Annotated in this window: 25 protein-coding genes and 1 pseudogene; 8 read left to right on the top strand and 18 right to left on the bottom strand. The window is 64.7% G+C overall.

Annotation, left to right across the window (positions count from 1 at the left end; translation table 11 throughout):
* The 3 genes from B4383_RS24865 to B4383_RS24855 form a co-directional block, all read right to left on the bottom strand.
* Positions 1 to 1,273 (bottom strand): PPE family protein (locus tag B4383_RS24865; RefSeq protein WP_078294381.1); only part of this gene is annotated, 1,273 nt, incomplete at its 3' end.
* A 5-nt stretch (positions 1,274 to 1,278) separates the two neighbouring features.
* Positions 1,279 to 1,587 carry a PE family protein gene (locus tag B4383_RS24860; protein WP_078294383.1) on the bottom strand — a complete coding sequence of 103 codons (309 nt, stop codon included), beginning with the start codon at positions 1,585 to 1,587 and terminating at the stop codon, positions 1,279 to 1,281.
* A gap of 430 nt (positions 1,588 to 2,017) precedes the next feature.
* Positions 2,018 to 2,578: a TetR/AcrR family transcriptional regulator gene (locus B4383_RS24855; protein WP_286144139.1), complete on the bottom strand. Its 561-nt coding sequence runs from the start codon at positions 2,576 to 2,578 to the stop codon at positions 2,018 to 2,020.
* Positions 2,579 to 2,795: 217 nt separating this feature from the next.
* Here B4383_RS24855 and B4383_RS26520 point away from each other — a divergent pair, with 217 nt between their 5' ends.
* The gene (locus tag B4383_RS26520; protein ID WP_139361042.1) at positions 2,796 to 2,990 is read left to right on the top strand and encodes a hypothetical protein; all 195 of its coding nucleotides are present in this window, start codon (positions 2,796 to 2,798) and stop codon (positions 2,988 to 2,990) included.
* A gap of 102 nt (positions 2,991 to 3,092) precedes the next feature.
* Positions 3,093 to 3,956, top strand: a complete 864-nt coding sequence (locus B4383_RS24850) for a DUF6670 family protein (RefSeq protein ID WP_286144138.1) — start codon at positions 3,093 to 3,095, stop codon at positions 3,954 to 3,956.
* Positions 3,957 to 3,995: 39 nt separating this feature from the next.
* Here B4383_RS24850 and B4383_RS24845 read toward each other — a convergent pair whose 3' ends face one another.
* The 7 genes from B4383_RS24845 to B4383_RS27320 form a co-directional block, all read right to left on the bottom strand.
* Entirely contained in the window at positions 3,996 to 4,433 is a 438-nt protein-coding gene (locus B4383_RS24845; RefSeq protein WP_078294386.1) for a DUF350 domain-containing protein, read from the bottom strand.
* 34 nt (positions 4,434 to 4,467) lie between these two features.
* Positions 4,468 to 5,634, bottom strand: a complete 1,167-nt coding sequence (locus B4383_RS24840) for a glutathionylspermidine synthase family protein (RefSeq protein ID WP_078294378.1) — start codon at positions 5,632 to 5,634, stop codon at positions 4,468 to 4,470.
* Positions 5,634 to 6,188 carry a hypothetical protein gene (locus tag B4383_RS24835; RefSeq protein WP_078294388.1) on the bottom strand — a complete coding sequence of 185 codons (555 nt, stop codon included), beginning with the start codon at positions 6,186 to 6,188 and terminating at the stop codon, positions 5,634 to 5,636. Before B4383_RS24835 ends, B4383_RS24840 begins: the two co-directional genes overlap by 1 nt.
* 526 nt (positions 6,189 to 6,714) lie before the next feature.
* Entirely contained in the window at positions 6,715 to 8,493 is a 1,779-nt protein-coding gene (locus B4383_RS24830) for a hypothetical protein (RefSeq protein ID WP_006368865.1), read from the bottom strand.
* Complete coding sequence (locus B4383_RS24825; protein ID WP_050955239.1) at positions 8,490 to 9,584, bottom strand: hypothetical protein; 1,095 nt, start codon at positions 9,582 to 9,584, stop codon at positions 8,490 to 8,492. Before B4383_RS24825 ends, B4383_RS24830 begins: the two co-directional genes overlap by 4 nt.
* 193 nt (positions 9,585 to 9,777) lie before the next feature.
* A complete protein-coding gene (locus B4383_RS26845) occupies positions 9,778 to 9,948 on the bottom strand; it encodes a hypothetical protein (RefSeq protein WP_006368863.1) in 171 nt (56 codons plus the stop codon).
* 570 nt (positions 9,949 to 10,518) lie between these two features.
* The gene (locus B4383_RS27320) at positions 10,519 to 10,740 is read right to left on the bottom strand and encodes a hypothetical protein (RefSeq protein WP_006368862.1); all 222 of its coding nucleotides are present in this window, start codon (positions 10,738 to 10,740) and stop codon (positions 10,519 to 10,521) included.
* Between B4383_RS27320 and B4383_RS24820 the strand changes: the two genes are divergently transcribed.
* Entirely contained in the window at positions 10,731 to 11,672 is a 942-nt protein-coding gene (locus tag B4383_RS24820; protein WP_006368861.1) for a Fic family protein, read from the top strand. The two genes, B4383_RS27320 and B4383_RS24820, sit on opposite strands and share 10 nt — an antisense overlap.
* A gap of 120 nt (positions 11,673 to 11,792) precedes the next feature.
* Entirely contained in the window at positions 11,793 to 12,401 is a 609-nt protein-coding gene (locus B4383_RS24815; RefSeq protein WP_006368860.1) for a hypothetical protein, read from the top strand.
* 163 nt (positions 12,402 to 12,564) lie between these two features.
* Here the strand turns inward: B4383_RS24815 and B4383_RS26840 are convergent, their stop codons facing one another.
* Positions 12,565 to 12,729, bottom strand: a complete 165-nt coding sequence (locus tag B4383_RS26840; protein WP_176126787.1) for a hypothetical protein — start codon at positions 12,727 to 12,729, stop codon at positions 12,565 to 12,567.
* Between B4383_RS26840 and B4383_RS24810 the strand changes: the two are divergent.
* Positions 12,704 to 13,192 (top strand): annotated as a pseudogene (locus B4383_RS24810) (acyl-CoA desaturase); the annotation flags it as partial. The gene B4383_RS26840 and the pseudogene B4383_RS24810 overlap by 26 nt on opposite strands.
* A gap of 115 nt (positions 13,193 to 13,307) precedes the next feature.
* On the opposite strand, the gene B4383_RS24805 reads toward B4383_RS24810, so the two are convergent.
* From B4383_RS24805 to B4383_RS24790, 4 genes are read right to left on the bottom strand one after another with little or no spacing between them, the layout of a single operon-like run.
* Entirely contained in the window at positions 13,308 to 14,453 is a 1,146-nt protein-coding gene (locus B4383_RS24805; protein ID WP_006368858.1) for an LLM class flavin-dependent oxidoreductase, read from the bottom strand.
* Positions 14,454 to 14,481: 28 nt separating this feature from the next.
* Positions 14,482 to 15,849 carry an FAD-linked oxidase C-terminal domain-containing protein gene (locus B4383_RS24800; RefSeq protein WP_006368857.1) on the bottom strand — a complete coding sequence of 456 codons (1,368 nt, stop codon included), beginning with the start codon at positions 15,847 to 15,849 and terminating at the stop codon, positions 14,482 to 14,484.
* Entirely contained in the window at positions 15,842 to 16,414 is a 573-nt protein-coding gene (locus B4383_RS24795; protein WP_006368856.1) for a carboxymuconolactone decarboxylase family protein, read from the bottom strand. Before B4383_RS24795 ends, B4383_RS24800 begins: the two co-directional genes overlap by 8 nt.
* Positions 16,407 to 17,270 (bottom strand): fumarylacetoacetate hydrolase family protein, encoded by an 864-nt coding sequence (locus tag B4383_RS24790; protein WP_006368855.1) that lies wholly within the window; start codon positions 17,268 to 17,270, stop codon positions 16,407 to 16,409. Before B4383_RS24790 ends, B4383_RS24795 begins: the two co-directional genes overlap by 8 nt.
* 211 nt (positions 17,271 to 17,481) lie before the next feature.
* On the opposite strand from B4383_RS24790, the gene B4383_RS24785 reads away from it, so the two are divergent.
* On the top strand, positions 17,482 to 18,264 hold the full coding sequence (locus tag B4383_RS24785; RefSeq protein WP_006368854.1) for an IclR family transcriptional regulator: 783 nt from the start codon (positions 17,482 to 17,484) through the stop codon (positions 18,262 to 18,264).
* Positions 18,265 to 18,328: 64 nt separating this feature from the next.
* On the opposite strand, the gene dapA is transcribed toward B4383_RS24785, so the two are convergent.
* Positions 18,329 to 19,270: a 4-hydroxy-tetrahydrodipicolinate synthase gene (gene dapA / locus B4383_RS24780; RefSeq protein ID WP_006368853.1), complete on the bottom strand. Its 942-nt coding sequence runs from the start codon at positions 19,268 to 19,270 to the stop codon at positions 18,329 to 18,331.
* The gene (locus B4383_RS24775; RefSeq protein WP_006368852.1) at positions 19,267 to 20,202 is read right to left on the bottom strand and encodes an ornithine cyclodeaminase family protein; all 936 of its coding nucleotides are present in this window, start codon (positions 20,200 to 20,202) and stop codon (positions 19,267 to 19,269) included. Before B4383_RS24775 ends, dapA begins: the two co-directional genes overlap by 4 nt.
* Before the next feature lie 183 nt (positions 20,203 to 20,385).
* Between B4383_RS24775 and B4383_RS24770 the strand changes: the two genes are divergently transcribed.
* Entirely contained in the window at positions 20,386 to 20,892 is a 507-nt protein-coding gene (locus B4383_RS24770; protein WP_006368851.1) for a flavin reductase family protein, read from the top strand.
* A 16-nt stretch (positions 20,893 to 20,908) separates the two neighbouring features.
* Positions 20,909 to 22,489 carry a carboxylesterase family protein gene (locus B4383_RS24765; protein ID WP_006368850.1) on the top strand — a complete coding sequence of 527 codons (1,581 nt, stop codon included), beginning with the start codon at positions 20,909 to 20,911 and terminating at the stop codon, positions 22,487 to 22,489.
* A gap of 226 nt (positions 22,490 to 22,715) precedes the next feature.
* Here the strand turns inward: B4383_RS24765 and B4383_RS26935 are convergent.
* A partial coding sequence (locus B4383_RS26935) for a hypothetical protein (protein ID WP_217700192.1) occupies positions 22,716 to 22,976 on the bottom strand: 261 nt, incomplete at its 5' end.

Below are 22,976 nucleotides of genomic sequence, written 5' to 3'. Positions count from 1 at the left end.
CCGTCGAATTCATGTCCATGAACTGCGGGGCCGGATCCTTGATCCGGGCCGCTCGCTTGCGCCGGGCCCGGGAACGCGCCGAGGCGGCCGCCGCGGCAGCCGCCGAAATCCCGGCCGCCGGCGCCTTGGCACCGGCACCCTCATTCAACGTCGGCCCAAACCGTGCCGCGGGCGGATCCTCACGCACCGCGTACACCATGTACGCCGGAGTCGCGGGCGCCGATGCCGCCGGTGAGGACGCCGGGCTACTCGGGGTGGTCGGAGCCGAAGACGAACCGCCGGACATCGACTGCCCCGAAGGAACCTGCGCGAGTTGCAGATCCTGATGCGGGTTTCTGCGCTCGACTCGCGCGGGCTCACGGCCAGGCTCATCCTGGTCGCCGGGCTCTTCGACCCCCGCGGGCGGGGCCAGCGCCGACAGCGCGAGCCCCAGCACAATCGGCAACCACGCAGGCGCGGACAGCAAGACGCCCCAGAACGTGAACCCGAAGGGAATGAAGAACGCTTCGTAGGCGATGAAGAACAACAACGGGAACCACGCGATCAGCGCGGCGATCGGGTTCCTCATGAAGTCTTCGATCATGTCCTGGAGCGTGCCCAGCGGATTGGTCATGAACCGCATGAGCTGATCGATCATGTTGTTGCTGTTATCCAGTGCGGTACCGGATTCGAGGGCTTGCGGCTGCGCAGACATCAACATCATGTCCGCGGACATGCGAGACATTTCGCCGCCCGGCGCCATGATCATCGGCGAAGGCTGCGACGGCGCCGTCGCGGCCAGAGCCGTGCTCGAAACACCTTGATACACGCTCATGGTGGTGGCGGCCTGGACCCACATCCGGATGTAATCGGCCTCATTCAACGCGATCGGAATCATGTTGATACCAAAGAAATTCGTGGCCAGCAGCACACCGTGGATCATGTGGTTGGCGGCCAGCTCGGCCAGCGTGGGCATGGCGGCCAGCGCCGTGGTGTAGCCAGCCGCGGCAGTCTCCTGCAATACCGCATTGGTAGCGCTCATCGCGCTCTGCTGGGTCAGCCAGGCCAGATAAGGGGTGTGGCTGGCGACATACTGGGTAGCACTGGGCCCCTGCCAGGATCCGGCGCTGGTGGCCGCCAGCAGCTGCGTCAATTCCGTTGCCGCAGTAGTGTATTGCGCCGAGAGCGCCTGCCACTGGGCGGCAGCCGCCAACAGTGGTCCCGGCCCGGGCCCGGCGCTCAACAGCGCCGAATGCACCTCCGGGGGTGAAGCCATCCAAATCGGAGCCGACACCGGAACTAGCCTCGCGCGATCATGTACGTTGCCGCGGCCTGCATGTCTCCGGTGGTGTAACTGGCCGCGGACTCCGAGACGCCCAGCCCGGCGCGCCCCAATTCCTCGACAGCCTGGACGGCCACACCGGTGTGCTCAATTCCGCGGGCGCTGAAGCCGGCAGCGGTCTCCAACGACACCGGGTCGGCCGCGGGCGGAACCACGGCACCGATCACCGGTGCGGCCGCGGCATGAGCGGCTGCCAACCGCGCAGTCAGTGCCTCCACGGCCGCACTCGTGACGAGCAGACCTTCCGGAACGACGTTGAGATTCATCGTGGGCATTCCCTTCCTTGAGCAGTGCGCTTAGTGACGAGCGAATATACGGTCGGGCCATGCTCGAACAGACCACAGCCGGTGAGCACCCGGTACGGCGCGTGGCATGAAGTAGCTGTACTGATCATTGGTGATCATCTAGCCTCGCGAATCAGCGACCGCATCAGGCGAAGTTAGCATTACCTAATAGTGCTGTCGATAGTTCGCTTGAGGTCATACCTCAGCCTTTGAGCTGTTTTAAAACTAGATTTCTAGGTTGCTAGCCTCGACGCTCTTCTTGCCCTCCAGGAGCGAAGCCGAGCGTGACCTGCGCTTACTGAGCTCTTCGTCAGAGAAGTCTGAACAATGTGCCACCGACATAAGCCCCCGACGCTCTCATGCGATTGTGGCGCAGATCACCAGCAACATCCAATTGGCCGGGGTCGCGTGATCAAAGTTCGTCGGCAGCGCGGTCGGACAACGCCATGAGAACCCTCCGCGCGCGTCCGGCCATCTCATCAGCGGAACGCTCAGGGTGGCGCCGCCACCACTGCACCAACGCCGAGACCATGTTTTCCCAGACGAGCGTCGCCGCCGAAAGGTCGTCGTCATCGCTGAGCCCCCCAGCCCCAAGCGTTCTGGTCACCGCGGCGGCGGCCTGTTCACGCAGAATGGTCTGCTGTCGCCGGGCAGCATCCCGGGCCCGCCCGCTCGGCACCGTCCTGTCGTAAAGGACCGGCCAGTCGCTGCGCTGATTCTCGAGCGTGGTGAAGATTGCCGTCGGCACCACCTCCGCAGCCTCCGCACGCGTCGGCGATCCTGCCAACGCATCGCCGATCGCAGTGGCCAGTCGCTCCCCAGCACGTTCGACACACGCGACATAGAGATCCTCTTTAGACCCGAAATAGGCCAGCACGAGCGCCTTGGACACCCCGGCGCGCGCCGCGACCCCGTTCATGCTCGACGCCGCAAAGGTCGATTCTCCGAACTCAATGGCGGCGGCGGTCAAGATCTATTGCTCCCGTTCCTGACGAGGCATTCCCTTACTGCCGGTCCGGAGGGATTGCATGCGTATGACGGTATCGGAGCCCGCGCACAGTATTGGCTCATGTCGCCCGCACTGGCGTTTCTCATCCGCCAAGGGATTGACCGTACGGTCACTTCGTCATATATTACCGGTCGGTCAATTCCCGACGACGGACGTCGCCGCAGCGCGGAGAGGCGGCTACATGACTTCGATCTACGAGTGGGCCGACGACGTCGACCCCGGTGCCGAAGGGGCGTACGCCGGGGTACTGCAGGCGCGGCTCGACAGCGGTGTCTGGTCACGCTGCGAGAGCTGCGACGTGGGACCCCGTGTTCTGCCACCCAAGCCCGCCAGACCGACTAAGCATGCCGCGACGGCTAACGGACGGAATCGATGACCGGCCATCCTGCGACCGCACGCCAACGGCGGCCCGTGGACAGCCACCCATTACGGCGTCTTCATTCCGAACCTGGACTCACCGCACCGGTACCTAAACACCATGACCCTGATCGGTGCGATCGGCGCGGAATTGTTCGACAACGACTACCTGACCGCTACCGATGCCCGGCACACCGCCACCGTCCTTTCCTCGACCGCAGCCACCGATCACCACCATTACCGAGCCTACGACTCTCAGCACGGCTGCCACTTCGCGAACGACGGAAGCGTGCTGTGTTGGGGCGAAGATCTACAGATCCAGGTCGACCCCCCGCGCGTCACCGTTCGCGGTCGTTACCAACACTTTTCGGCTGATATCGAGCTGACCGTCACCGACCAGGTGTCCTACTTCGTCAAGACTCCGATCTACGACCACCTGAGCCTGCTCGCCGAGTACACCGGTGTGATCGCCAATGCGGCGGGCGCCACGGCGATCAGCGGATTGGGCACCTTCGAATACGCGCGGTTCCTCAGCCACCAGTCGCTCACGCGGCGGCCGCTGCCGAGCCAGCTCAAACTGCCCGTCGACTTCTTGACCTATCAGATCATCGATCTCGGTAACGGAACCCAGGTGCTGCTCACCGATGTCCGTGCCCGTGATGCCGTCGCCTGCCGGCTGGCGCACGTGCGCGTCCTCGGCAAGTCCACCGAGGTGTACACGGATGTCCGGATGAACGTCCCCGAATACCGCGAGCAGCCGACCATCGACGAGCAAGGGCGCCCTATGCGCGTCCCACACCGCCTGGGCTGGACCGTCCGCGACGACCACGGGCACCTCGTGCTTGCCATCGACGGGCTCGTCGACTCACCCCTGCGCTACGGCCATGGCCGTAGCTATGTCGGCGCATACAGCTATACCGGTGAATACCAAGGGAATCCGGTTGGCGGGTCGGCTTACATGGAGTGGGTCGACACGGCGCGATAACTCATGGCCGCGCGCCGCCGCCTACCCATACGAGTCGGATTACAGGATCGCAGCGGCGATAACCAGGCCGACGGCCACATAGGCAGCAGCGACAACGAGCGTGGCTGGGGCGAACCTCTTGTGCGCCAGCAGATCTCCAACATCAAGGCCCACCACCCACTCGATCAGCCTGATGCAGATCGTCTGGGCGGCGATGCCGATAAGTCCAAACACCAGGGTGCGTAGCAGCCCTTCGGCGATGTTGCCCGACGCGGTGTAGATGGCAAGCACGATCACAAACGCCTGCGAGAGGAGTCCCGCCGCGGTGATCACGGCGGCATTGGGCAGACCCACACGGACCATCTGCCGCAGCGGACCGGGTGTTGTCCAGTCCAGCACAAAGAATCCGATCACCATCAGCACGAAACCGACTGCCGCGTAGAGCCATATTGCTGCCGCCCCGTGCGCGACGATCGACCAGTACCCTGCTGCGTTCACGGTTACGATCCCCATTCTCTGGTATTCAGTGTCCCTATTGAGCTGGAATCCGGTGCGGAATGAACGCGGCGCCGTCGTCGGTGATCAGGCCTGCCGTCTCCCGGATCCCCAGCCCCGCCGATTCGTCGCCGACAATCCAGGCACCGAGAACGGGCCTCATGCCGTCGAACTCCGGCAGCGGGTCGAGCAGCTGGTAGACGTAGCCTTCTTCACCGTAGACACCGCCGGTGGCCGTCTCGTAGCCCGCACCCACCACGGTGATGTTGGCCCCTTCGCGACCCAGTTTCGGCTTACGGACGTACTCGGTCAGCTCGTGTGGGTTATCGAGATAGGCCGGCAACAGATTCGGGTGGCCGGGGTACATCTCCCACAGAATCGCCAGGATCGCCTTGTTGCTTAAGAGCGTTTTCCACAGCGGTTCGATCCACAGAGTCTCGGGCAGCAGGTCCAGGGCGTGGCGGCCGAAGTCGTCGTCGAGGATCCACTCCCACGGATACAACTTGAAGATCGACTCGATCGGGGCCTCTTCCAGATCCACGAGACGATTGAGATCGTGATCCCAACCGATATCCTCGATCGGCAGGCCCACCGTGTTGATCCCGGCCTCGGCCGCGCACTCCTGCAGGTAGGCCAGGGTCACGTTGTCCTCACCGGTCTGGTCCGCCGATGACCATGTGAAATGTGTTTCCGTACCGGCCAGTTGCTTGCTGATCTGCGTCCAGCGCGCCACCAGCTGTTCATGCAGCGAGTTCCACTGGTCGTCCTCGGGGAACACATCCGTTTTCCAGTGCCACTGCAGGATTGACGCCTCCAGCAGCGAGGTAGGGGTATCGGCGTTGTACTCGAGCAGGACCGGTGGCCGCCGTCCGTCATATCGGAGGTCGAAGCGCCCGTACAGATGCGGATCTCTGCGGCGCCAAGACTTTTCGATGTGCTCCCAGGCCCAGTCCGGCACCCCGAAGTCTCGGTAGCGCCCGGTGAGGACCACATGCTCGACTGCGTCCAGGCACATGGAGTGCAGCACTTCCACGGTGGCTTCTAGGGAAAGCACCTCGTCCATGTCGAAGACATAGTGGACCGACTCGTCCCAATAGGGACGATCGCTACCATCCGCCGACCGCGCGGGCGTGCCGTAACACATTCCCTGGGAGGCAACGGTTTCTTCCCAACCAGGGCGGGGCCGCGCGTGCTGACGCCGCATCAGCTCCCCGAACTTCCCGAGCTGCTGGACCCGAAACCGCCTCGCGATACCGATGGAGACCGTGAAACACTGCCCGAGCCATCAGATTTGGTCAGAGTGGTACCCGAGCTGGTCTTGGCCCGCGTGCCCCTGGGCAGCTCAAGATTGCCGCCGGATGCAATGGTTCCAATGCCTTGATTCCGTCCACCGTAGTAATACCGATAGGGCGATCCGGCGTAGATGAAGACGCCGCCGCCCGACGAAGACGCAGTACCGCGCTCGCAGTACTCCTCCGGCGCGACGACATTGGAACCATCCTGGACACACGTCGCCTCGACCTCGTTATCTCGATCGATCACCGCGTAGCCCACAGCCACGACCGCGGCGATACCCGCGACAACCACGGAACCCATCAGAACGTGGTTGCGGGTCCGACGCCGTTCCTCTGCCTTCTGGGCCTGGACCTCAGCGAGCCGGCGCTCGGCCTCGCGGGTCCGGCGTGCTTTGTCGCGGGCCCGCGACTCGGCGACGGTAGGGGGCCGCGGCGTGGTGGTACCCGGCTCTTGCCACCGCACAGAACCCCGGCCTCGCGGCGTCTCAGGCCGGTCGGCATCCTCGTCGCCTAGGGACGAATCAGGCATCTCTTCCCCCTCGTTGCCCGAAATCATAGGAAACACTGCGCCCGCCTGGTGCGGCGGGCACGTGCCCCTGATATTGCGACAACAACGCAAAAGGCCGGAAACCCAGCGGGTCTCCGGCCTTCTATCGTTGGGCTTCCAGCCCACACAGCTTGTGAGCGGTTCTCGAATGCACGTGAATCGCACATTCCGGGATGGATTTCCAACGATTAAGTGCCGAAATTCCAACGATTACTTCGCGGCCGGACTCCGACCTGGAGTACCTGTAGCGGGAGCTGTGGGGCATCTTGGGGGCCGCGAGTTCGACCCGCGGTCGCGGTGGTGCGGTTGGCCCTTCGCGCGGGAGCGGGCGAGCTGGCTCCTTGCCTTCTGGTGGGGGTCAGATTTCCCACGATTACTTTGTCTACGGTCATACGACGAGTGGCCGGCCCAACTTGGTTGGGCCGGCCACTCAGGTAACTATCTACGTGCGCGGTGGTGTTCTGGTCGGTGGGTATCCGAGGTCTGCCTGGAGTTGTCGCATCCGGCGGTTGATGGACTCGCCGCGCGGTCGTCTCTCAGCGTGGCTTCGCTGCGCCGAGAGGTTGGCCACTACGACTGCGAGTGCGAGTGTGATCGCGATCATCGGTTGTCGTCGCGGCCCCGACGTCAGGTCTGAGAGTCCGGTTACCGATCTCGACTTGAGGATGCTGAACCTTTGCTCGGTGAGCGCTCGAGCGGCTTCGAAGTAGACCATGTGCTCCCACGAACCTGGTGTTAGCCCGAACTGGGCCATCCTGAGCTGATCCGGAGACAGCCCGACGGTTATTGCTGGGCTGTCGCAGCACGAGTACTGGTCCGCTGTCCACGTTGGTTCGAGCGTGGGGACATCTCCGTGGATATCCATCGACTCCGGTCGGAGCGGACAACGAACGCGGCCGAACGCCGCCGGGCAAACGAGCTGCGTCTTGACGAGCTCGGGCGCTTTCGGGCGAATGTCGGACGGCTGGCCCCGCTGCATCACACCGTGAACTGGCCGCGAGTTCCTTCCCATGAGAAGCGGGAGAGTCCGTTGCAGGCGGCGGTCGTGGTCTGCGAATCCGGGCGGCTTCGACGCCAACATCTCTCGCCCTGGCGGCACCGTGACCTTCTCTGCAATGTCGGTTATCGCAGGGCAGTAAAAGTCCCCTGCGACCATGATTGGCCCGGGTTTCCGGCCGCCTTCAGTGGCGGGCAGGCTGTCATGAATCATGATCCAGTGCTTTGGGTACCGCCCCACGTATGCGTACTGTTCGCGCACCATCGAGTCGGCGAAGCCTCGCTTGGAGTTGTATCCCATGTCGACGGTGAGATAGGGCCAGCGCGTTCGGGTGCCGTCCTTGCGCGCAGTCAGTCCGTTCTCCTTCGCATGTGCCAGCGCCCGGAGGACCGCGCCAGCGTCCCCGGATGTCGGGGGGTGTACGTCGATGCCGATGATGACGGGAGCTACGCCGTGCATACGGTTGGGTTCACCGATCCGCGTGAGCGCTGTGAGGCCAATACCTACTCCGCTCTTCGTGAGAGCAGCCTTCTGACCGTCGGTGCGGACCTTGTTACTGCGGTCACGCCCATACGGCTTGGCGAAAGGAGTGGCACCACGCCGCTTATCGCTCGCGACGCCCAGGCCGGTCATGTTCGTGGCGAGGTCGAAGATCGACTCGTCCACGACGAGATCGCCTGCGCATCCCTCGGGTGCGCGGTCCAGGACTGAGCCAGCCACCAGGCTGTTGGCCACCTTCGAGAGCAGCTCGGCTGCGTGATGCGATGCCTGTTTCTGTTCGCGACTCCGCCTGCGGACGATCTGCTGATGCTCTTCGTTGGTGATGCGCCGTGCTGGCAAGTCCGGGTCGGGGTCGATCGGCGCCAGCCTCCTGGCGAGGAATGCATGGAGCCGGGCGTACTCGGTACGCGAACTGGTCCGAACAGGATCGAGATCCTGCCCGTCCATGCCGACTTCAGCCAGCTGCTTCGGGGTGAAGTCACTGATCAATTGGAGAATGCCAGCAACCGTGGGAGGACGTTTGAGCATCACGCATAGCAGTGCCGATACCAGCACTGCTCGAATCGTGTACCGGACTCCGGCAGCTCGTCGACCTCCGGGCCCAACCGACTGCTGATGGATCTCATCGATCAGACGGTCAGCGCCGGATCGATCGATCACTCCGACCGCCTCGGCGAACAGCGACTCCGACACCGTGAGCGTAGGACGGAAGGTGCTGATCACGCTGGCACCCCCCGTCCATCGAGAGCGACCAACGTGGCGCGGATACCGTAGATCGGAAACGACGGCCGGTGGTCCTTGATCGATGCGAACGTGCTCACGTCGGCGAGTTGGACCATGAGGCACGCTGGGACCGTCTTCGCGAGGTCGTGTATCCATCGCTCCCGTGCAGCGAGCAAGTCGATCGACGTGTGCCCGTGCCTGCGAAGGTACTCGTTGAGACGATTGCCGAAGTTGCGGTCCGTGGGACCGATGCCGGGAGTCATCATGCTCGCGTCACCCACCTCTTTGGCACGCTGCAAGATTCGTTCCGAACGCGCGACGTCAACCACAGGTACATGGCGCACTCCGCCCGCACGGTTGGGAAGGGTCACCACAGCATGCTCACGGCCGAAGTAGGTCGTCGACGAAATCGACGTGCCCCGAACTCGCGACAGCTCACCCTGACGAACCCCCGCACCAAGGGCCAGATCCAGGCTCACGTACGCGCGCCGCTGTTGTTCGCCCGACAGGGATGCGGCGGTGCGATACCAGTCCGCGATCAACGTGTCGCTCGCCGGTGCCGCAGTACGGCGTTTCGGCTTCTTGCTCGCCGCCCTTGACAACGGGTACTCACGGGGATGGACCAGCCGGCCGACTGCGTAGTAGAGATACTGGTTCTGCCGGGCGCCCCGCTCGCGTCCCGTTGCGATCAGGTGATTGATATATCCGTCCACCACTGACCGACGGAACACTGACTGGACGTCGATCGGCAGAGGCGGCTCGACATACCCAGCGATGAACCTGATGACGTGCTGGACATGCGACATATCGTTCGCCTCAGTACCCTCCTTGAGCCGACACACCAGGGCAGCGCCAATCCTCGCTGCCGACTCCCGGAGATCCGGGTTCCCCACCGTGCTCGTCGCCTTCGACAGCCGCTCGAACCTCTCCTCCTGTCCGGCGGGCACCCATCCCCGCGGGTCTCCGGTGAATCGACCGATGGTGCGCGGTCCGACTACCGAATCGGGCAGGTCGTCCGGCTCTGGTGCAATACCGGGCAGCGCCAGCTGCGCGCGGTGCGCCTTGTAGCGAACCATCAGGGCATCACCCACCCGACACACCGCGCGCAGCGCTTGACAGTCGTACCTGGGTACGTTGAAATAAACATGGTCCTCCTTATGAGGATCGAAAATGTGATCATCTGCGGATCCAGTCCGCTCCGGAGGCCCTGGGGTACCAGCCCGGGGCTTCCGGTATGTCAGCGCCTGTGGCGCATGTCGCTACCGCACTATCTCTTCCTGCTGATCACTCCTTCTCCCGCTCATCGGCATCGATGGCCGCCACTAGTAGCCGCTGCGCCACGACCGAGACATTCCGTTGCTCATCTGCAGCAATCGACCGAAGCCGCTCAGCGACATCGGGGTCCAGCTGCAGTTCCACCCGGACACGCTTGGCCTTCTCGCGCTGGATAGCCATACAAACCTTCTCCCGGGTGCTCCCGGATCTCCCCGGGCGCGCGGAACAAACAGTACTTCGAGCTCCGCGCCTAAACTGACCTGCCAATCACAGCACTTCTGACCGCGAAGATCGACTTTTCAGAAATCCTTGTCATGGGTGGTAACAACTGCAGTCACACAAGTTTCATGTCGGCAGGCCAGGCGGCATGAGTGCCGATGGGATGATTCGCAATTGGCCCCACAAAAGATCTTGTGACAGGCATCACATAAGTCCCGTGCGAGCCTAGGGCGTGTCGTCAAACTCGACGCAAACCATCGAGGCGACGACATCTGGGAGCAAGAAGCCCCGTAGCCCCACTTGACCTCCTCAAAGTTCGCCACGACTCGGTCGCGTCAACCTTAGAACCGCCCTCACGGTCCAGCGGACCGCCGCACGCAACGCAGTTCGTGACCTCTGACCTGCATTAATCCAGCTTCACTGTACTAACATTCGACACAGCTGGCCGTAGTCAACTTTGCCCAACTGAAGACACCACGGGAGGGGCTACCCATGTGGCCGGCGCACAGCTTCGAGGTTCGACCATGGGTCTCAGCGAACCGCGCAGGCAATCGTGAGGATCGCCTGTTCACGCAGGTCACCACCGCGATACCTCCGCTCATCGCCGCTGAGACTTTCGCGGCAGACTCCGCCGTACTGCTGGCCTGCGAAAACGCGACCATCGCGATTACGCGGCTCGATGTCGGCCGAGGAGAGGCGCTCGCTCCGCTCGGTGACTTCCTCCTGCGAAGCGAAGCGAATCCGTGGCCTCATCCAAGATCGAGCACGTCAACGCCGGCTGGCGACAGCTCGGGCTCGCCATCGCCGGCGTCAAAGCAGGTAGCGAGGCGAAGTCACAGCTCGCGGCCGTGCAGGCACTCGCGACGATGATCGCTGCAGCGGACACCGGAACGATCACCGCCGCCGACCTGCTCAGCGCTCACCGCCAGCTGATGGAAGGCAACGTCGCCGAGGCACGCACGGCCGGAACCTTCCGCACGGTCCAGAACTGGATCGGCGGGTCCGACTACACACCGCGCGGCGCACTGTTCGTGCCACCACCTCCGGAGCTGGTGCTCGGCCTCATCGATGACCTGATCGCCTTCGTCGCGCGAACCGACGTACCCGTCGTCGCGCAGGCGGCGATCGCTCACGCACAGTTCGAGAGCATCCACCCCCACACCGACGGCAACGGCCGCATCGGCCGCGCACTGATCAGCGCAATCCTCCGGCGGCGCGGCCTCACCCGGAAGATCACCGTCCCCCTCGCCTCCGTGATGCTCGCCGACACCGACACCTACTTCGCCACACTCGGCGCGTATCGCCGAGGCGATGCTGCAGCGTTCGTCACCTACGTAGCAGACGCTGCGATGCTGGCCTGCGCTACAGCCGACAAAGCCGCCGACCAACTCGAGCAGATGCCCGCATACTGGCGCACCCTCGCGAACCCGCGATCCGGCTCGTCGGAGGAGTCGCTCATCGACGCACTACTCGCACGCCCCGTACTCGCCGCCGACACGGCGCAAGAGATCACCGGCTCATCAGATACAGCCACCTACCGAGCCCTGAACAAGCTCACCAACGCCGGGATCCTCGAGGTCATCTCCGAATCCAAACGCGACCGCGTTTGGGCGGCAGTGGACGTGATGAACGAGCTCGAACTTCTCTCCGACGCAATAGGGCGCCGAACCGATCCGGACGCGTAGCCCGACTCGATCCCCGCAAGTCGACCAATCCCGCCCGGTCTGCCACGCTCAGGCGACCCCATGAGGATCCGAGGATTCTCGCCGATCGCACGTTTGTCTCCAACGAGAGGGGCTAAGCACATGAACGAACTCGTCCCTTCAGGCACAGGCCGCTGGAAGATCCACACCGAGGACGCAATCCACATCCTCGATCTGGACGCGGGAACACACGAACGGCGGCCACTACCGTGGCCGGACACTCAACGCGGTTTCGACGACCACCCGACCCACTATCTGATCAGCGAGGTTATTGAGTGGCCCCGCGTAGGTGATCAGTTCGTACTCCAGTGCTCTTTACGTTCAGACCCTTGGCAGCGCCGTCACGTGGTGCGGTCAGCACCCATCACGCAGATCTCAGCGGCTCAACCCGCCGCCGATGAACTCGCCGACACCCTCCCGGGGCGCCCGCGAGTTCGAATTCCCTCCGGTTGGTGCGCGCTCGTCATGCAACTCCACCAGGACCTTGTCGAACTCGAACCGCAGTACACAGTGACCGCGATCAAGGAGAAGCACCACGGGCTCCGCCTCTACATCAACCTGCCAGACCACACGCCCGACTCGGTCGCCGACGCGGCATACGCGCGTATCGACTGGGCGGAAGAGGAATCCGAGAACAGGTGCACGTTCTGCGGCGGCCCCACACCGACCCCCGGCGGCCGCTGCGGGCGACATCCAGCCGGGCCACTGTGACGCACCTGGTCCGGACCGCCCGCGTCCAGGGGCCGCCGATCACTGTGCGCACCAGGGCATGGGCCTCGCTCACTGGCCGCCGAATGGGTCTATCCCCCACGTCTGCCGGCCTCGCGCCCCAGTCCCGATCCGTCGAGCGTCGCACTGAGCTGCCCTGAGAGGGTCATTCGGGGGGAGGTTCGCGCTCGTCGGGAGATGCCGGGGATACCGGCACGACCGCAGGGATGCCTGCTCGGCGCTGTTGATTGGTCTCCGCTGCTTGGAGCGCCGAGCTGTATCCCTCGACCTCGTGCATGCGTGCGATGAATTCGTCGACCGCGAGGGTCACCGTGTCTTGTAGCGAGGTGGTCCCCGAGTACGCGCACCTCACGGAGGCCGACGTCGAAACGCTCGGCGCGGAGTTGGATGCGATCCGGCGCGACATCGAGGCCGTGCGCGGCGAGACCGACGTGCAGTACCTGCAGCGCACCATCGCCGCTCAGCGCGGGCTCGAGGTAGCGGGCCGGCTGATGCTGCTGGGGGCGCACAAGCGGGGCTTCTGGTGGGGTTCCGCGGCCACCCTCGGCGTTGCGAAGATCATCGAGAACATGGAGCTCGGGCACAACGTCATGCACGGGCAGTGGGATTGGATGAACGATCCCGAGGTGCATTCGACGACGTGGGAGTGGGACCACGCGGGCACGTCGCGCCTGTGGAAGCACACCCACAACTACGTGCACCACAAGTACACGAACGTCCTGGACATGGACGACGACGTGGGCTTCAAGACGATCCGGGTCACGCGGAATCAGTCGCCACCGGTTGATGATGCGGACCACCTGGACGACTCGCGCGGCGTGCGTCACCAGGTCGCGGGCTGTCTGACTATGTCCGCAATCCTGGTGACCGCTCACCGTTCCGATGTCATCACCACGAGTAGTCGCGGGCCGCGGGAGGTGTCCAGATTCCGGCGTCGCGGAGGCGGTCGACGACCGGGGCGAAGCCCTCGATCTCCTGCGCGCTCCACAGTGGGAAGTTGATCAGGATGTTCGACGCCGCTGTGTTCTTCTTGATGGAGACGAGTTTCTCGGCCACCTGATCGGGGGTGCCGATCAGCTTGAGCATGGAGCCAGCACCACCGAAGGCCATTGTGGCCTGCTCGTCGCCCATCTTCGCATACTGAGCGCGAGAGGACTCGATGGAACCGAGCACATCGGCGGCGATCTCCCTCGTGGCCTCCGGATTAATCGACGCACGCAGCCGTTCCCACTCTTCCTCTGCTCGCCCCTCCTCGTCGCGAACCAGTGCGATCGCGAACGGACAGGTGGCGACGGTCCGGCCCGTCGCGGCGGTCGCCTCCGAAAGCCGGGCGTCGACGGCGCGCAGCGCCTCCTCGTCGGACGCGAGCGTCACGAGCTGGTCACAGAACCTGGCGGCGAACGCCGTCCCAGCCGGAGACGCGCCCGCACTCACGAGGAGGGGCGTCGGCGCCTGCATTGTGCGCGGCTTCTTGATCCGGCCGCGCACCTGGTAGTAGTCCCCGTTGACGTCGATCGGCTCGATCTCGTTCCAGAGGCGGATCACGATGTCGGTGAACTCGCTGGCCATGTCGTAGCGTTTGTCGTGCTCGACGAATTCCTCGCCGAAGAGCGCTGCCTCGTCGGCGCTGAAACCGGTGACGACGTTCCAGCCCCAACGACCCTCGCTGAACGCGTCCAGTGTCGCCCCCATGCGGGCGACGTGGGCGGGCTTGTGGTGAGTCGTGTGGAACGTAGAGATCACGCCAATGTGCTCAGTAGCGGTGAGCAAGGCCATCGCGAGCAACGGTGCATGGTACGCGGGTGACTGATGCCCGGCTAGCTCCGCCGCTCGCTGGTGTCCTGACCAGTTGTCAGCGATGAACAGCGAGTCGAAGCCGGTGTGCTCGGCCGCCTGTGCGAGCGCGATCAGGTTGGCCTTTGTCATTTCCGGGGTGCGGCGGGCCGCTTCGTCCGAGTACAGGAAGTTGGTCTTTCCTGAAGGGAAGAAGTAGCCGAGGTGGAGCTCGTCAGCATTGGTGGGGCGGTGCTTCATGGGGATTCCTTCGTTGGGCTGGCCGGACTCAACCCGCGGGGCTGAGCATGCCTTCGGGGTCGAAGGCGGCGCGGAGGCGGCGCTGGAGCGCGAGGTCCGCCGGATCGAGTTCGCGAATCAGCCAGGGGCGTTTGAGTCGCCCCACGCCGTGTTCGCCTGATGCGGTACCACCGAGGGCGAGAGCCGCGTCGGTGATGTCGACGAACGCCGCGTGAGCGGCGCCGGCGGCCTCCGCGTCGCTGGCGTCGAAAATGATCGTTGGGTGCAGGTTTCCGTCCCCCGCGTGCCCGAACACACCGATGGTCAGGCCTCGTCGGTCCGCGATATGTTCGATCGCTGCGATCAGTTCGACGATCCGCGGTACGGGCACGCAGACGTCGTCGAGCAGCCAGTCGCCGAGCCCCTCGAGTGCGGGGAGTGCCATCCGGCGGGTCTGTAGGAGCATGTCTGATTCTTGGGGGTCCGAGCTGGTCACGACATCGGTGGCTCCACTGGCCGAGAGAATCGCGGCCAACTCGTCCTGCGCCGATTGAGGCATGTTGCCTTCGTACTGGATGAGCAGCAGTGCATTCACGCCCGCGAGATCCATGCCAGTGTGGTGCTCGACCGCGCGTACCGTGGTCCCGTCGAGGATCTCCACCATGGAGAAGGGCGTACCCGAGCGGTGGACTCCGACGATGGCGCGTCCCGCGGCGACGAGAGCATCGAAGGTCGCGAGGACGGTCGTCGGTGGTGCCGGCGCCGGCACCAATCGGACCGTAGCCTCGGCGACCATGCAGAGTGACCCCTCCGATCCGACGATGAGTCCGGTCGTGTCGTAGCCGACCACACCCTTTCGCGTCGTGTGACCGGTTCGCATGATCGTGCCGTCGGCGAGTACCACGGTGAGTGCGGCAACGTAGTCGCGCGTGACGCCATACTTCACGCAGCACATTCCGCCGGCATTCGTCGCAATGTTGCCGCCAATGGTGCACATCTCAACGCTGCCCGGATCCGGCGGGTAGTGGAGCCCGACGGCTCCCGCCGCGGCCCGGAGGTCGGCGGTCACCACGCCAGCCTGCACGGTGGCGAGCCGCGCTTCGGCGTCGATGTCGACGATCGTCTTTAGGCGATGAGTGCTCACCATTACCGCCCCCGACGCGCCGTTTGCGCCCCCGCTTAGGCCGGATCCAGCGCCGCGGATCACGACCGGCACAGAGTGTCGATGCGCCGCGGTGAGACAGAGGGATGCCTCCGCGGTACTGCGCGGTGCGAGGACTACCGCGGGAACACTCCAAGACGTGAATCTTGACTGGTCGCGCGCGTAGCTGGCGGTGATATCGGGGTCGGTGATGACGAGGTCGGACGGCAGCTCGTCGACGAGTGCTCCGATTCCGATGTCGATGACGCTAGTCACCGGACTGTCCCCCGAAGATCGATGTGACCGGCGGTGTGAGAGCGAGGATGTGTCCCATCGACGTCGCCATGAGGTAGTAGCCGATCTGCAGGAGGACGCCGGCTGCGACGCTCGGACCGGCAGCGGTACTCAGTTTGGCGAGTGCCGCCCGCGCGCCGGCCCAGTCCCCGCGCGCAGCCGCTGCGGATGCGGCGAGGACGTCCCTCGTTCCGGCGCGCAGGTCCGAGTGATCCGGGTCAAGAGTCTCGATCGCGGCGATCTCGTCGGAGGTGAACCCCAACCGTAGGGCGCGTCGTTCATGCTGGAACAGTTCGGGTTCTGCGTCGGTTGCGGCGGCGATGGCCAGTGCGACCACTTCGCGGACGTCCTGGTCAACTGGGGAAGCCGAGGCGTCAGCGAATCCGACAAATGCGCGCAGGACGGCGTCATCATTGCCGAGTACGCCGAAGATCTCGCCCAGGTAGCCCAACCGTTCGTAGCGGGGGCGGAGCAGATCCTGCGATGCGAGGCTCAAGTCCTCGAAGGCCAGAGGTGAGATCGGCTTCGCGGTGGTGGGGTCACCCATGGATCGTCCAATCTGAGGTGGCGGGGGCCGGGGACTCGACGCAGAGATTGCGGAGTTCGCCGAGGCCGGAGATTGCGGTGGTGAGAGTCTGGCCGGGGTGCAGCCACGGCGCGGGTTCCTGTCCCAGCGCGATGCCGGGCGGGGTTCCGAGGAAGATCATGTCCCCTGGCTGCAGGGTGATGACGGTGCTGAGATATGAGATGACGGTCGCGGGGTCGAAGATCATGTCGGCGCCGAGGCCGTCCTGCACCCGCTCGCCGTCGACGTCGGTGGTCAGCCGCATGGCGTCCACCGGGCCTGAATCCGTGGTCAGCCAGGGCCCGATCGGCGTCATCGCCTCCCACGCCTTCCCCATTAGGGGCGGCCGGTTGCGGAACTGCCAGTCGCGAACCCCCGTGTCGTTGCCTACGCAGTATCCGGCGATATGCCGCGGGGCGTCCGCGATGGGGATGTGCCGACCTGCAGTGCCGATCACCGTGACCAGTTCCACCTCCCAGTCATTTTGGACGCTGAGGCTGTGGTGCGGCAGGGCGATGGGGTCGTGTGCGCCAACGAGACTCTCGGGGTATTTCGCGAAGATTGACGGATACGCTGGTTGCTCGCGGCCGAGCTCAGTTGCGTGCGAGCCGAAGTTGAATCCAACGAGGAAGACCTTCGCCGAGCGGAGCGTGATCGGCGGAGCGAGGTCCTCTGGAGCGAAGTCCGCCCGGGGTCCGTCCGCACGGGCGAGATCTTCCCAATTGGGGTGCTGCAACAGGGTTCCGACGTCAGGCGCGTCCAGGAGGATCGCACCACCATCCGATTCGACGCGTGCGGCGCGGGTGCGGCCGGCGACACGCAGGGTTGCTAAGCGCATGAGTGAGGACCTCGATCGGCTAAGTAGGAATGAAGCGAGCCACAATTGCCCACGAATATGTGACACGTCACACTCTACGATCCGTGTGGCGGGAAGCGCAACCCGCTGGGCGGGATATGATGAAGCCAATTCTGGGGGCGGCTAACCTCCATGAAGAACCACGGGAGGCGGTGCGGGCACGATGTCGTTGGAAACGGGCAGGGATACGTCGATGGACGGTCAGGATTCCGTCGGGAAGTCCGGGGTCCAGTCGGTGCAGCGTGCGGTCAGGCTATTGGAGGTGCTCGCTGCGGCACGGGGTCCTCAGACGATGCAGTCGCTCGCTCACGAACTCGGCTGCAGCGCCAGCACGGCGCACCGGATCGCGGTGACGCTCGCGCACGGTGACCTTCTCGAGTTCAATCCGCTGACCAAGCGGTACAGCCTGGGAGTCGGGGTGACGAAGCTGGCACAGCGCCGAGCGGAGCAAGTGGACATCGCCTCCATTGCCCAGCCCTACATGGATGATCTACGTGAGCGAGTGATGGAAACGACGTCCCTGTGGACGCGTACCGGCGACTCCAAGGTGTGTGTCGCCTGCTCCGACGGGACGTACACGATCCGGCAGTACCTGCAGATCGGCACCCGGGTCGTGATGGCCGACCTCACGGCGGGTACGCGGGTGCTGCTCGCGGATGATGAACCGGACTCGGTGACAGCCATGGTCGAGGCTTGGTATCCCGACATTGAGCACGCGGAGTTGGAAGAGTTCCTCGCCGATGTCGAGCGAACGCGCGACACCGGGCTCTCGATGCTCCCCGAGGAGGGGGCGAATCGCGTGCACCCCGACGTCTCGACAATGGCTGCGCCGATTCTCGACGGGCGTGGCGCGATCGTGGCCGCACTGGTCGTCGCGGGCCCGGTCGGCCGCCTCACTGCCGAGGCGATGTCCGCCGATGCTGAGGCGCTGCGCACTTGCGCGCGCGAGATCTCGGTTGCTCTCGGCGCGCAGTAGGCGGAGACCCGCACCGGCTTCGGCGGAATCCGGTGCGGGCCTGTCCGGTGTGGGAGCCGGTGAGTTAGGCCGATGGAACGGGAAACCGCTCAAGCGCCAGTGCGGGCTGTGCCTGCTCGAGCAGCGTTTCGATCTTGTCGAGACCCTTGGGTGTCGGTGTGATCAACGGCGGGCGAACCGCCCCCGAGGCCAGGAGGCCCTTGCGCTCAAGGACCCACTTGGCCGGCGCAGGATTCGTCTCGACGAACAGTAGGTCTGTGAGTGGATGCAACGCGTAGTGGATGTCGCGTGCACCGTCGAAATCGCCTGCTTCCCATCGCTCGTACATCGTTGCGACAGCGCGCGGTGCGAGATTTGCGGTTGCGCTGATGAAGCCACGTCCGCCCAGTGCCATGAGCGGAAGGCAGAGCAGCTCGATGCCGGACCATACGAGGAAGTCGCGGCCCGTGGCGTGTAGGACACGGGAGAAGTGCTCAAAGTCGCGCGTGGTCTCCTTGATGCCGACGATATTCTCGTGCGCGCGGTTTAGTCGCGCCACGGTCTCGGGTGCGAGGTCGACCGCTGTGCGTGACGGGACGTTGTAGATCACGATCGGCATGTCGGGGAACTCGGCGGCGACCGTTGAGTACCACTGGAACAACGCCTCCTGGGTGGGCCGCGCGTAGTACGGGGTGATGACGAGGGCTGCGTCAGCACCCGCGTCGACTGCTGCCGCCGTTAGCTCGAGCGTCTCGTCGAGCTTGGCGGAGCCGGTGCCGGCAAGGAAGGGAACGGCGTCGTCAACGACATCGGCGACGGCGCGGATGGCGGCAATCCGCTCGGCGACCGTCTGAGAGCTGGGCTCGCCTGTCGACCCGCCGATGGACACGCCGTGCGTCCCGCTGTCGAGGTGCCACCGCGTCAGCGTGGCGAGGCTCCCGAGATCCAGCCCGAGGTCGTCGGCGAACGGGGTGATCAACGGCGAGATCGATCCGGTGATCGACTCGGGTGTGCTGCGAAACCTCATGCGGTCGGTACTCCTTCGTGGTTGGCCGCAGCGACGTTCGCGACGGCGAGATCGGCAAGGCCCATACCCATGCCTTTAAAGACGGTCAATGCGGGCGACAACGGCCGAGCAGCGGCACCGGTCATGAGATCGCCGAGGGTCTGCACCGGCGAGAAGTCGTCGCCGTAGAACTCGATGAGCTCTCGCGACGCGCGACGCGCGTTCTCGAGGTTGTCCACCACCGTGATCGAGGAATCTGCAAGTAGCGCACTGTCGAATTCCGCCGCGTGCGGAAGGATGGCGCCGATCGCGTTCAGGTGCGCGCCAGGCGCAAGGATTCCGCGCGGGAAGAACGGCTCTCGAGCCCGAGTGACCACCGTGACGATGGGCGCGTCGGCGACCGCCGCCTCGAGGCTGGGCAGGGCTTCGGCGACGATGCCGAGCTCGGCGGAGATCTGCTCCGCGAAGCCGGCGCGGCTTGCCGGGGTAGGGCTCCACACCCGGACACGGCGGAGCGGACGGACGGCCGCGACGGCGGCGACCTGGCGGAGCGCCTGACGGCCGCTGCCGATGATCGCGAGCTCGTCGGCGCCGGGGTCGGCGAGGAGGTCCGTGGCCACGCCAGACACCGCGGCAGTCCGGATGACACCGAGCGTGACGGACTGCATGAGAGCGAGAATGCGGCCGTTGGTGGCGTCGAACAGGCTGAGCAGCGACTCGGCGCCGACGGGGGTGTTGACCCAGGTCTTGAATGCGACCCTGGCGGTCGCATGGTCGAAGCCGCCCAGGGCGTGAGCGGCGCTGGCGGGATCCCACGTGGTCATCGTCTTCGCGATGTTCCCGGCTAGTCCTCGAGCTTCGTGTTCGATGGCCGCGGCGACGGCGGGGATCGCGTCTCGGACGTCGACGGCGCGGTCGACGTCGTTCTCGCTGAGCCAGGGAGGTTGGTGCACGGTCGGTTCCTCGATTCAATGCGTTCCAGGATGGTCGGACGTCATCCCGCATTACGGTATGGACATTCCTTACGACGGATTGTAGCGTGATGTGACGGCGATCACCAGTGGCGGTCCGAGTGACCCGACGGGGCTCTGTCCGTCCGGCCGTCAGCCCTCACCATTCGAGTTCTGGAGAGATTCATGACTTCCAACGAAACCCAGCCCCATGTCGAGATCGACATTGACCGCTTCCGTGATGCGATGACGCGCTTTCCGAGTGGCGTCACGATCGTGACGACGACGGACGCCAGCGGTGCCCCTCGTGGCTTCACGGCGACCTCCTTCTGCTCGCTGTCCGCGGACCCGGCGTTGGTTCTCGTATGCATTGCGAAGAAGGCCGAGTGTCATGAGGCCTTTCTGGAGGCCGACCGCTGGAACATTCACGTCGCTGCGCACGGCCAGGCCGAATTGGCGATGCTGTTCGCGACGCGAGGAGCGGACAAGTTCATAGGGGGTGTGACGCTTGACGAGGCGGGTCAGCCCCTTCTCGCGGGATCGAGTGTCACGCTTCAGTGTTCGGCATTCGACAAACTACCTGGAGGCGACCATACGATTTTGATCGGCCGGGTCGATGGTGTGGATCTCGAGGATGCGGACCCGACGGTGTATCACCGTCGTGAGTTCCGTTGTCTGTCACGGGTATCCTGACGGGCGGGCCACGCAAATGACTCATACCACTGTCACGGTCGAGACCGGCGCACTCCGTGGGCACATCCGCGCCGACGGCGTGCGATCCTTCTTGGGCGTGCCTTACGCAGCGCCGCCGGTGGGCGAACTTCGCTGGCGGGCACCGCGTCCTGCGCACTCGTGGTCCGGCGTGAGAGATGCGCTCCGGTTCGGTCCCGCAGCCCCACAGGCGGCGCCCCCGTCGAACTCCCTCTATTTCGGGGGCGAGGCCGAGTTCAGCGAGGACTGCCTAACGCTGAACGTCTGGACGCCGAGAGCGGGGACCGGTCCGCGCCCCGTCCTGGTGTGGTTTCACTTCGGCGCCTACCAGTTCGGATCCGCAGCCAATCCCATGTACGACGGAGAGCGGTTGGCTCGATCAGGTTGCGTTGTGGTCACGGTCAATCATCGGCTAGGTCGTCTGGGATTCCTTGCGCACCCGGCACTCTCGGCCGAGTCCGAGTACGGGGCTTCCGGCAACTACGGACTGTTGGATCAGATCGCCGCCTTGCAGTGGGTGCAGCGCAACATCGCGGCGTTCGACGGAGACCCGGGTGACGTCACGATCGGTGGCGTTTCCGCCGGCGCCAACTCAGTGCACGTGCTCCGCGCGTCGCCCCTAGCGGTCGGCCTGTTCCATAAGGCGATCGCGCACAGCGGTCCCGGTCTCGCGCGGGACCTGGAGGGGCCTGGCCATCCTGCGGGAGTGCAAACCCTGGCGGCAGGGGAGGCCGCTGGCACCGAGATCATGGAGACGCTGGGAGCTCGAGATCCGGCGGCAATGCGGGCGCTGTCACCCCACCAGATCGACGCAGTACTACTTCCCCGGGCGCACGGATCGTGGAACTTCGACCTGGCGCCCGGTGCAGAGGTCAGTCTGCACCTGTTCGACGGAGCGTACCCCCTGATCGATGGGCATGTTCTGCTCGAATCTCCGATGCGTGCGTACCAGAGCGGCCGGATCCACGACGTACCCTTCCTGCTGGGGGATGTGGGAAACGAGGCTTCGGGACTGCCGTATCTCCCCACGCTCAGCGCCTATCGGGAGCATCTGCGTGCGACCTTCGGTGACGCCGCTGATCGCGCATGGGAGCTCTACCCGGCGTCCGACAATGGGGGAGCGCGGAGCGCCAGTTGGGACCTCGAAGCCGACCGCATCTTCAACTGGTCAACTTGGGCAGCCGCGCGCAGCCACGAGGCTGGTTGTGTGTCGCCGCTCTGGCACTTCCGCTTCTTGCGTCGGCCGCCGATCGCTCCGGCCGACGACGTGATCGAGGCCAGCTACGCGGGCGCATTCCATGGTTCCGACGTCCTGTACGCGTTCGGCGCTCTCGAGCGGGCTCGCCCTTCATGGGCCTGGGAAGACGCTGATCGGGATCTGTCGGCGGCGATGATGTCGTCTCTGGTCAACTTCGTCGCTACGGGTGACCCCAATGGCGACGGCGTTCCGGCGTGGCCGACATTCGATCGGCGCACCCCGTCGACAATGCGGTGGAACGTCGGCATCGAGGTGGGGGAGACGGGCTATGACGCCGAAAAGATGGCGCTGCTCGACGACCTCAACGGCTGGACGGCCTGATCCGAGCCTTGGTCCAGTGGTCATCTTCGCAATCCCGAGTGTCAAATGTTCACGAGTTTGACTTTCACCGTGGAACCGAACAGACACGGTGTTTGCGAATGTGGACGTCACTAGTCTCGCCCACGCTGCGGGAGGCCCGATCGGCTAGCCCCAAGTAGTTGTGTGTGGGTGGGACTTGGCTCCGCTGTCGAGTGTTGATGCCGTATACGGGTTGATGGTCGATCGGCTACTCCATCGAGACAGATCGGTTTCGATAGGGGTAGTGATCGTGGAGGTGTTGACTGAGGTTGACGCTGTCGCTGTGGTCGAGGCGTTGGCGGCAGCGAAGAGTCGCCAGGATGTGGCTGCGGCGATGCGCATCGACCATGCTGACGGTGTCTTGGAGTCCCCGCCAGTGGGGACTAGATAAGTCGGTGATGAGGTCGCTGATGCGATCGTTGGTTGGTTTGCATTCGCGCCTGACTATACGGTTCAGATTGAAGGCCGC

It is taken from the genome of Mycobacterium sp. D16R24, from assembly GCF_002013385.1.
Lineage (GTDB): Bacteria > Actinomycetota > Actinomycetes > Mycobacteriales > Mycobacteriaceae > Mycobacterium.
The sequence above is the reverse complement of the archived record's forward strand: the minus strand, read 5'-3'. Positions and strand labels throughout refer to the sequence as shown.

Coding starts and splice junctions, on each gene's coding strand:
- B4383_RS24860 (WP_078294383.1), bottom strand. CDS start 1,587: ATGAATCTCAACGTCGTTCCGGAAGGTCTGCTCGTCACGAGTGCGGCC.
- B4383_RS26520 (WP_139361042.1), top strand. CDS start 2,796: ATGACTTCGATCTACGAGTGGGCCGACGACGTCGACCCCGGTGCCGAA.
- B4383_RS24850 (WP_286144138.1), top strand. CDS start 3,093: ATGACCCTGATCGGTGCGATCGGCGCGGAATTGTTCGACAACGACTAC.
- B4383_RS24840 (WP_078294378.1), bottom strand. CDS start 5,634: ATGCGGCGTCAGCACGCGCGGCCCCGCCCTGGTTGGGAAGAAACCGTT.
- B4383_RS26845 (WP_006368863.1), bottom strand. CDS start 9,948: ATGGCTATCCAGCGCGAGAAGGCCAAGCGTGTCCGGGTGGAACTGCAG.
- B4383_RS27320 (WP_006368862.1), bottom strand. CDS start 10,740: ATGAGGCCACGGATTCGCTTCGCTTCGCAGGAGGAAGTCACCGAGCGG.
- B4383_RS24815 (WP_006368860.1), top strand. CDS start 11,793: ATGAACGAACTCGTCCCTTCAGGCACAGGCCGCTGGAAGATCCACACC.
- B4383_RS24805 (WP_006368858.1), bottom strand. CDS start 14,453: ATGAAGCACCGCCCCACCAATGCTGACGAGCTCCACCTCGGCTACTTC.
- B4383_RS24795 (WP_006368856.1), bottom strand. CDS start 16,414: ATGGGTGACCCCACCACCGCGAAGCCGATCTCACCTCTGGCCTTCGAG.
- B4383_RS24790 (WP_006368855.1), bottom strand. CDS start 17,270: ATGCGCTTAGCAACCCTGCGTGTCGCCGGCCGCACCCGCGCCGCACGC.
- B4383_RS24785 (WP_006368854.1), top strand. CDS start 17,482: ATGGACGGTCAGGATTCCGTCGGGAAGTCCGGGGTCCAGTCGGTGCAG.
- dapA (WP_006368853.1), bottom strand. CDS start 19,270: ATGAGGTTTCGCAGCACACCCGAGTCGATCACCGGATCGATCTCGCCG.
- B4383_RS24770 (WP_006368851.1), top strand. CDS start 20,386: ATGACTTCCAACGAAACCCAGCCCCATGTCGAGATCGACATTGACCGC.
- B4383_RS24765 (WP_006368850.1), top strand. CDS start 20,909: ATGACTCATACCACTGTCACGGTCGAGACCGGCGCACTCCGTGGGCAC.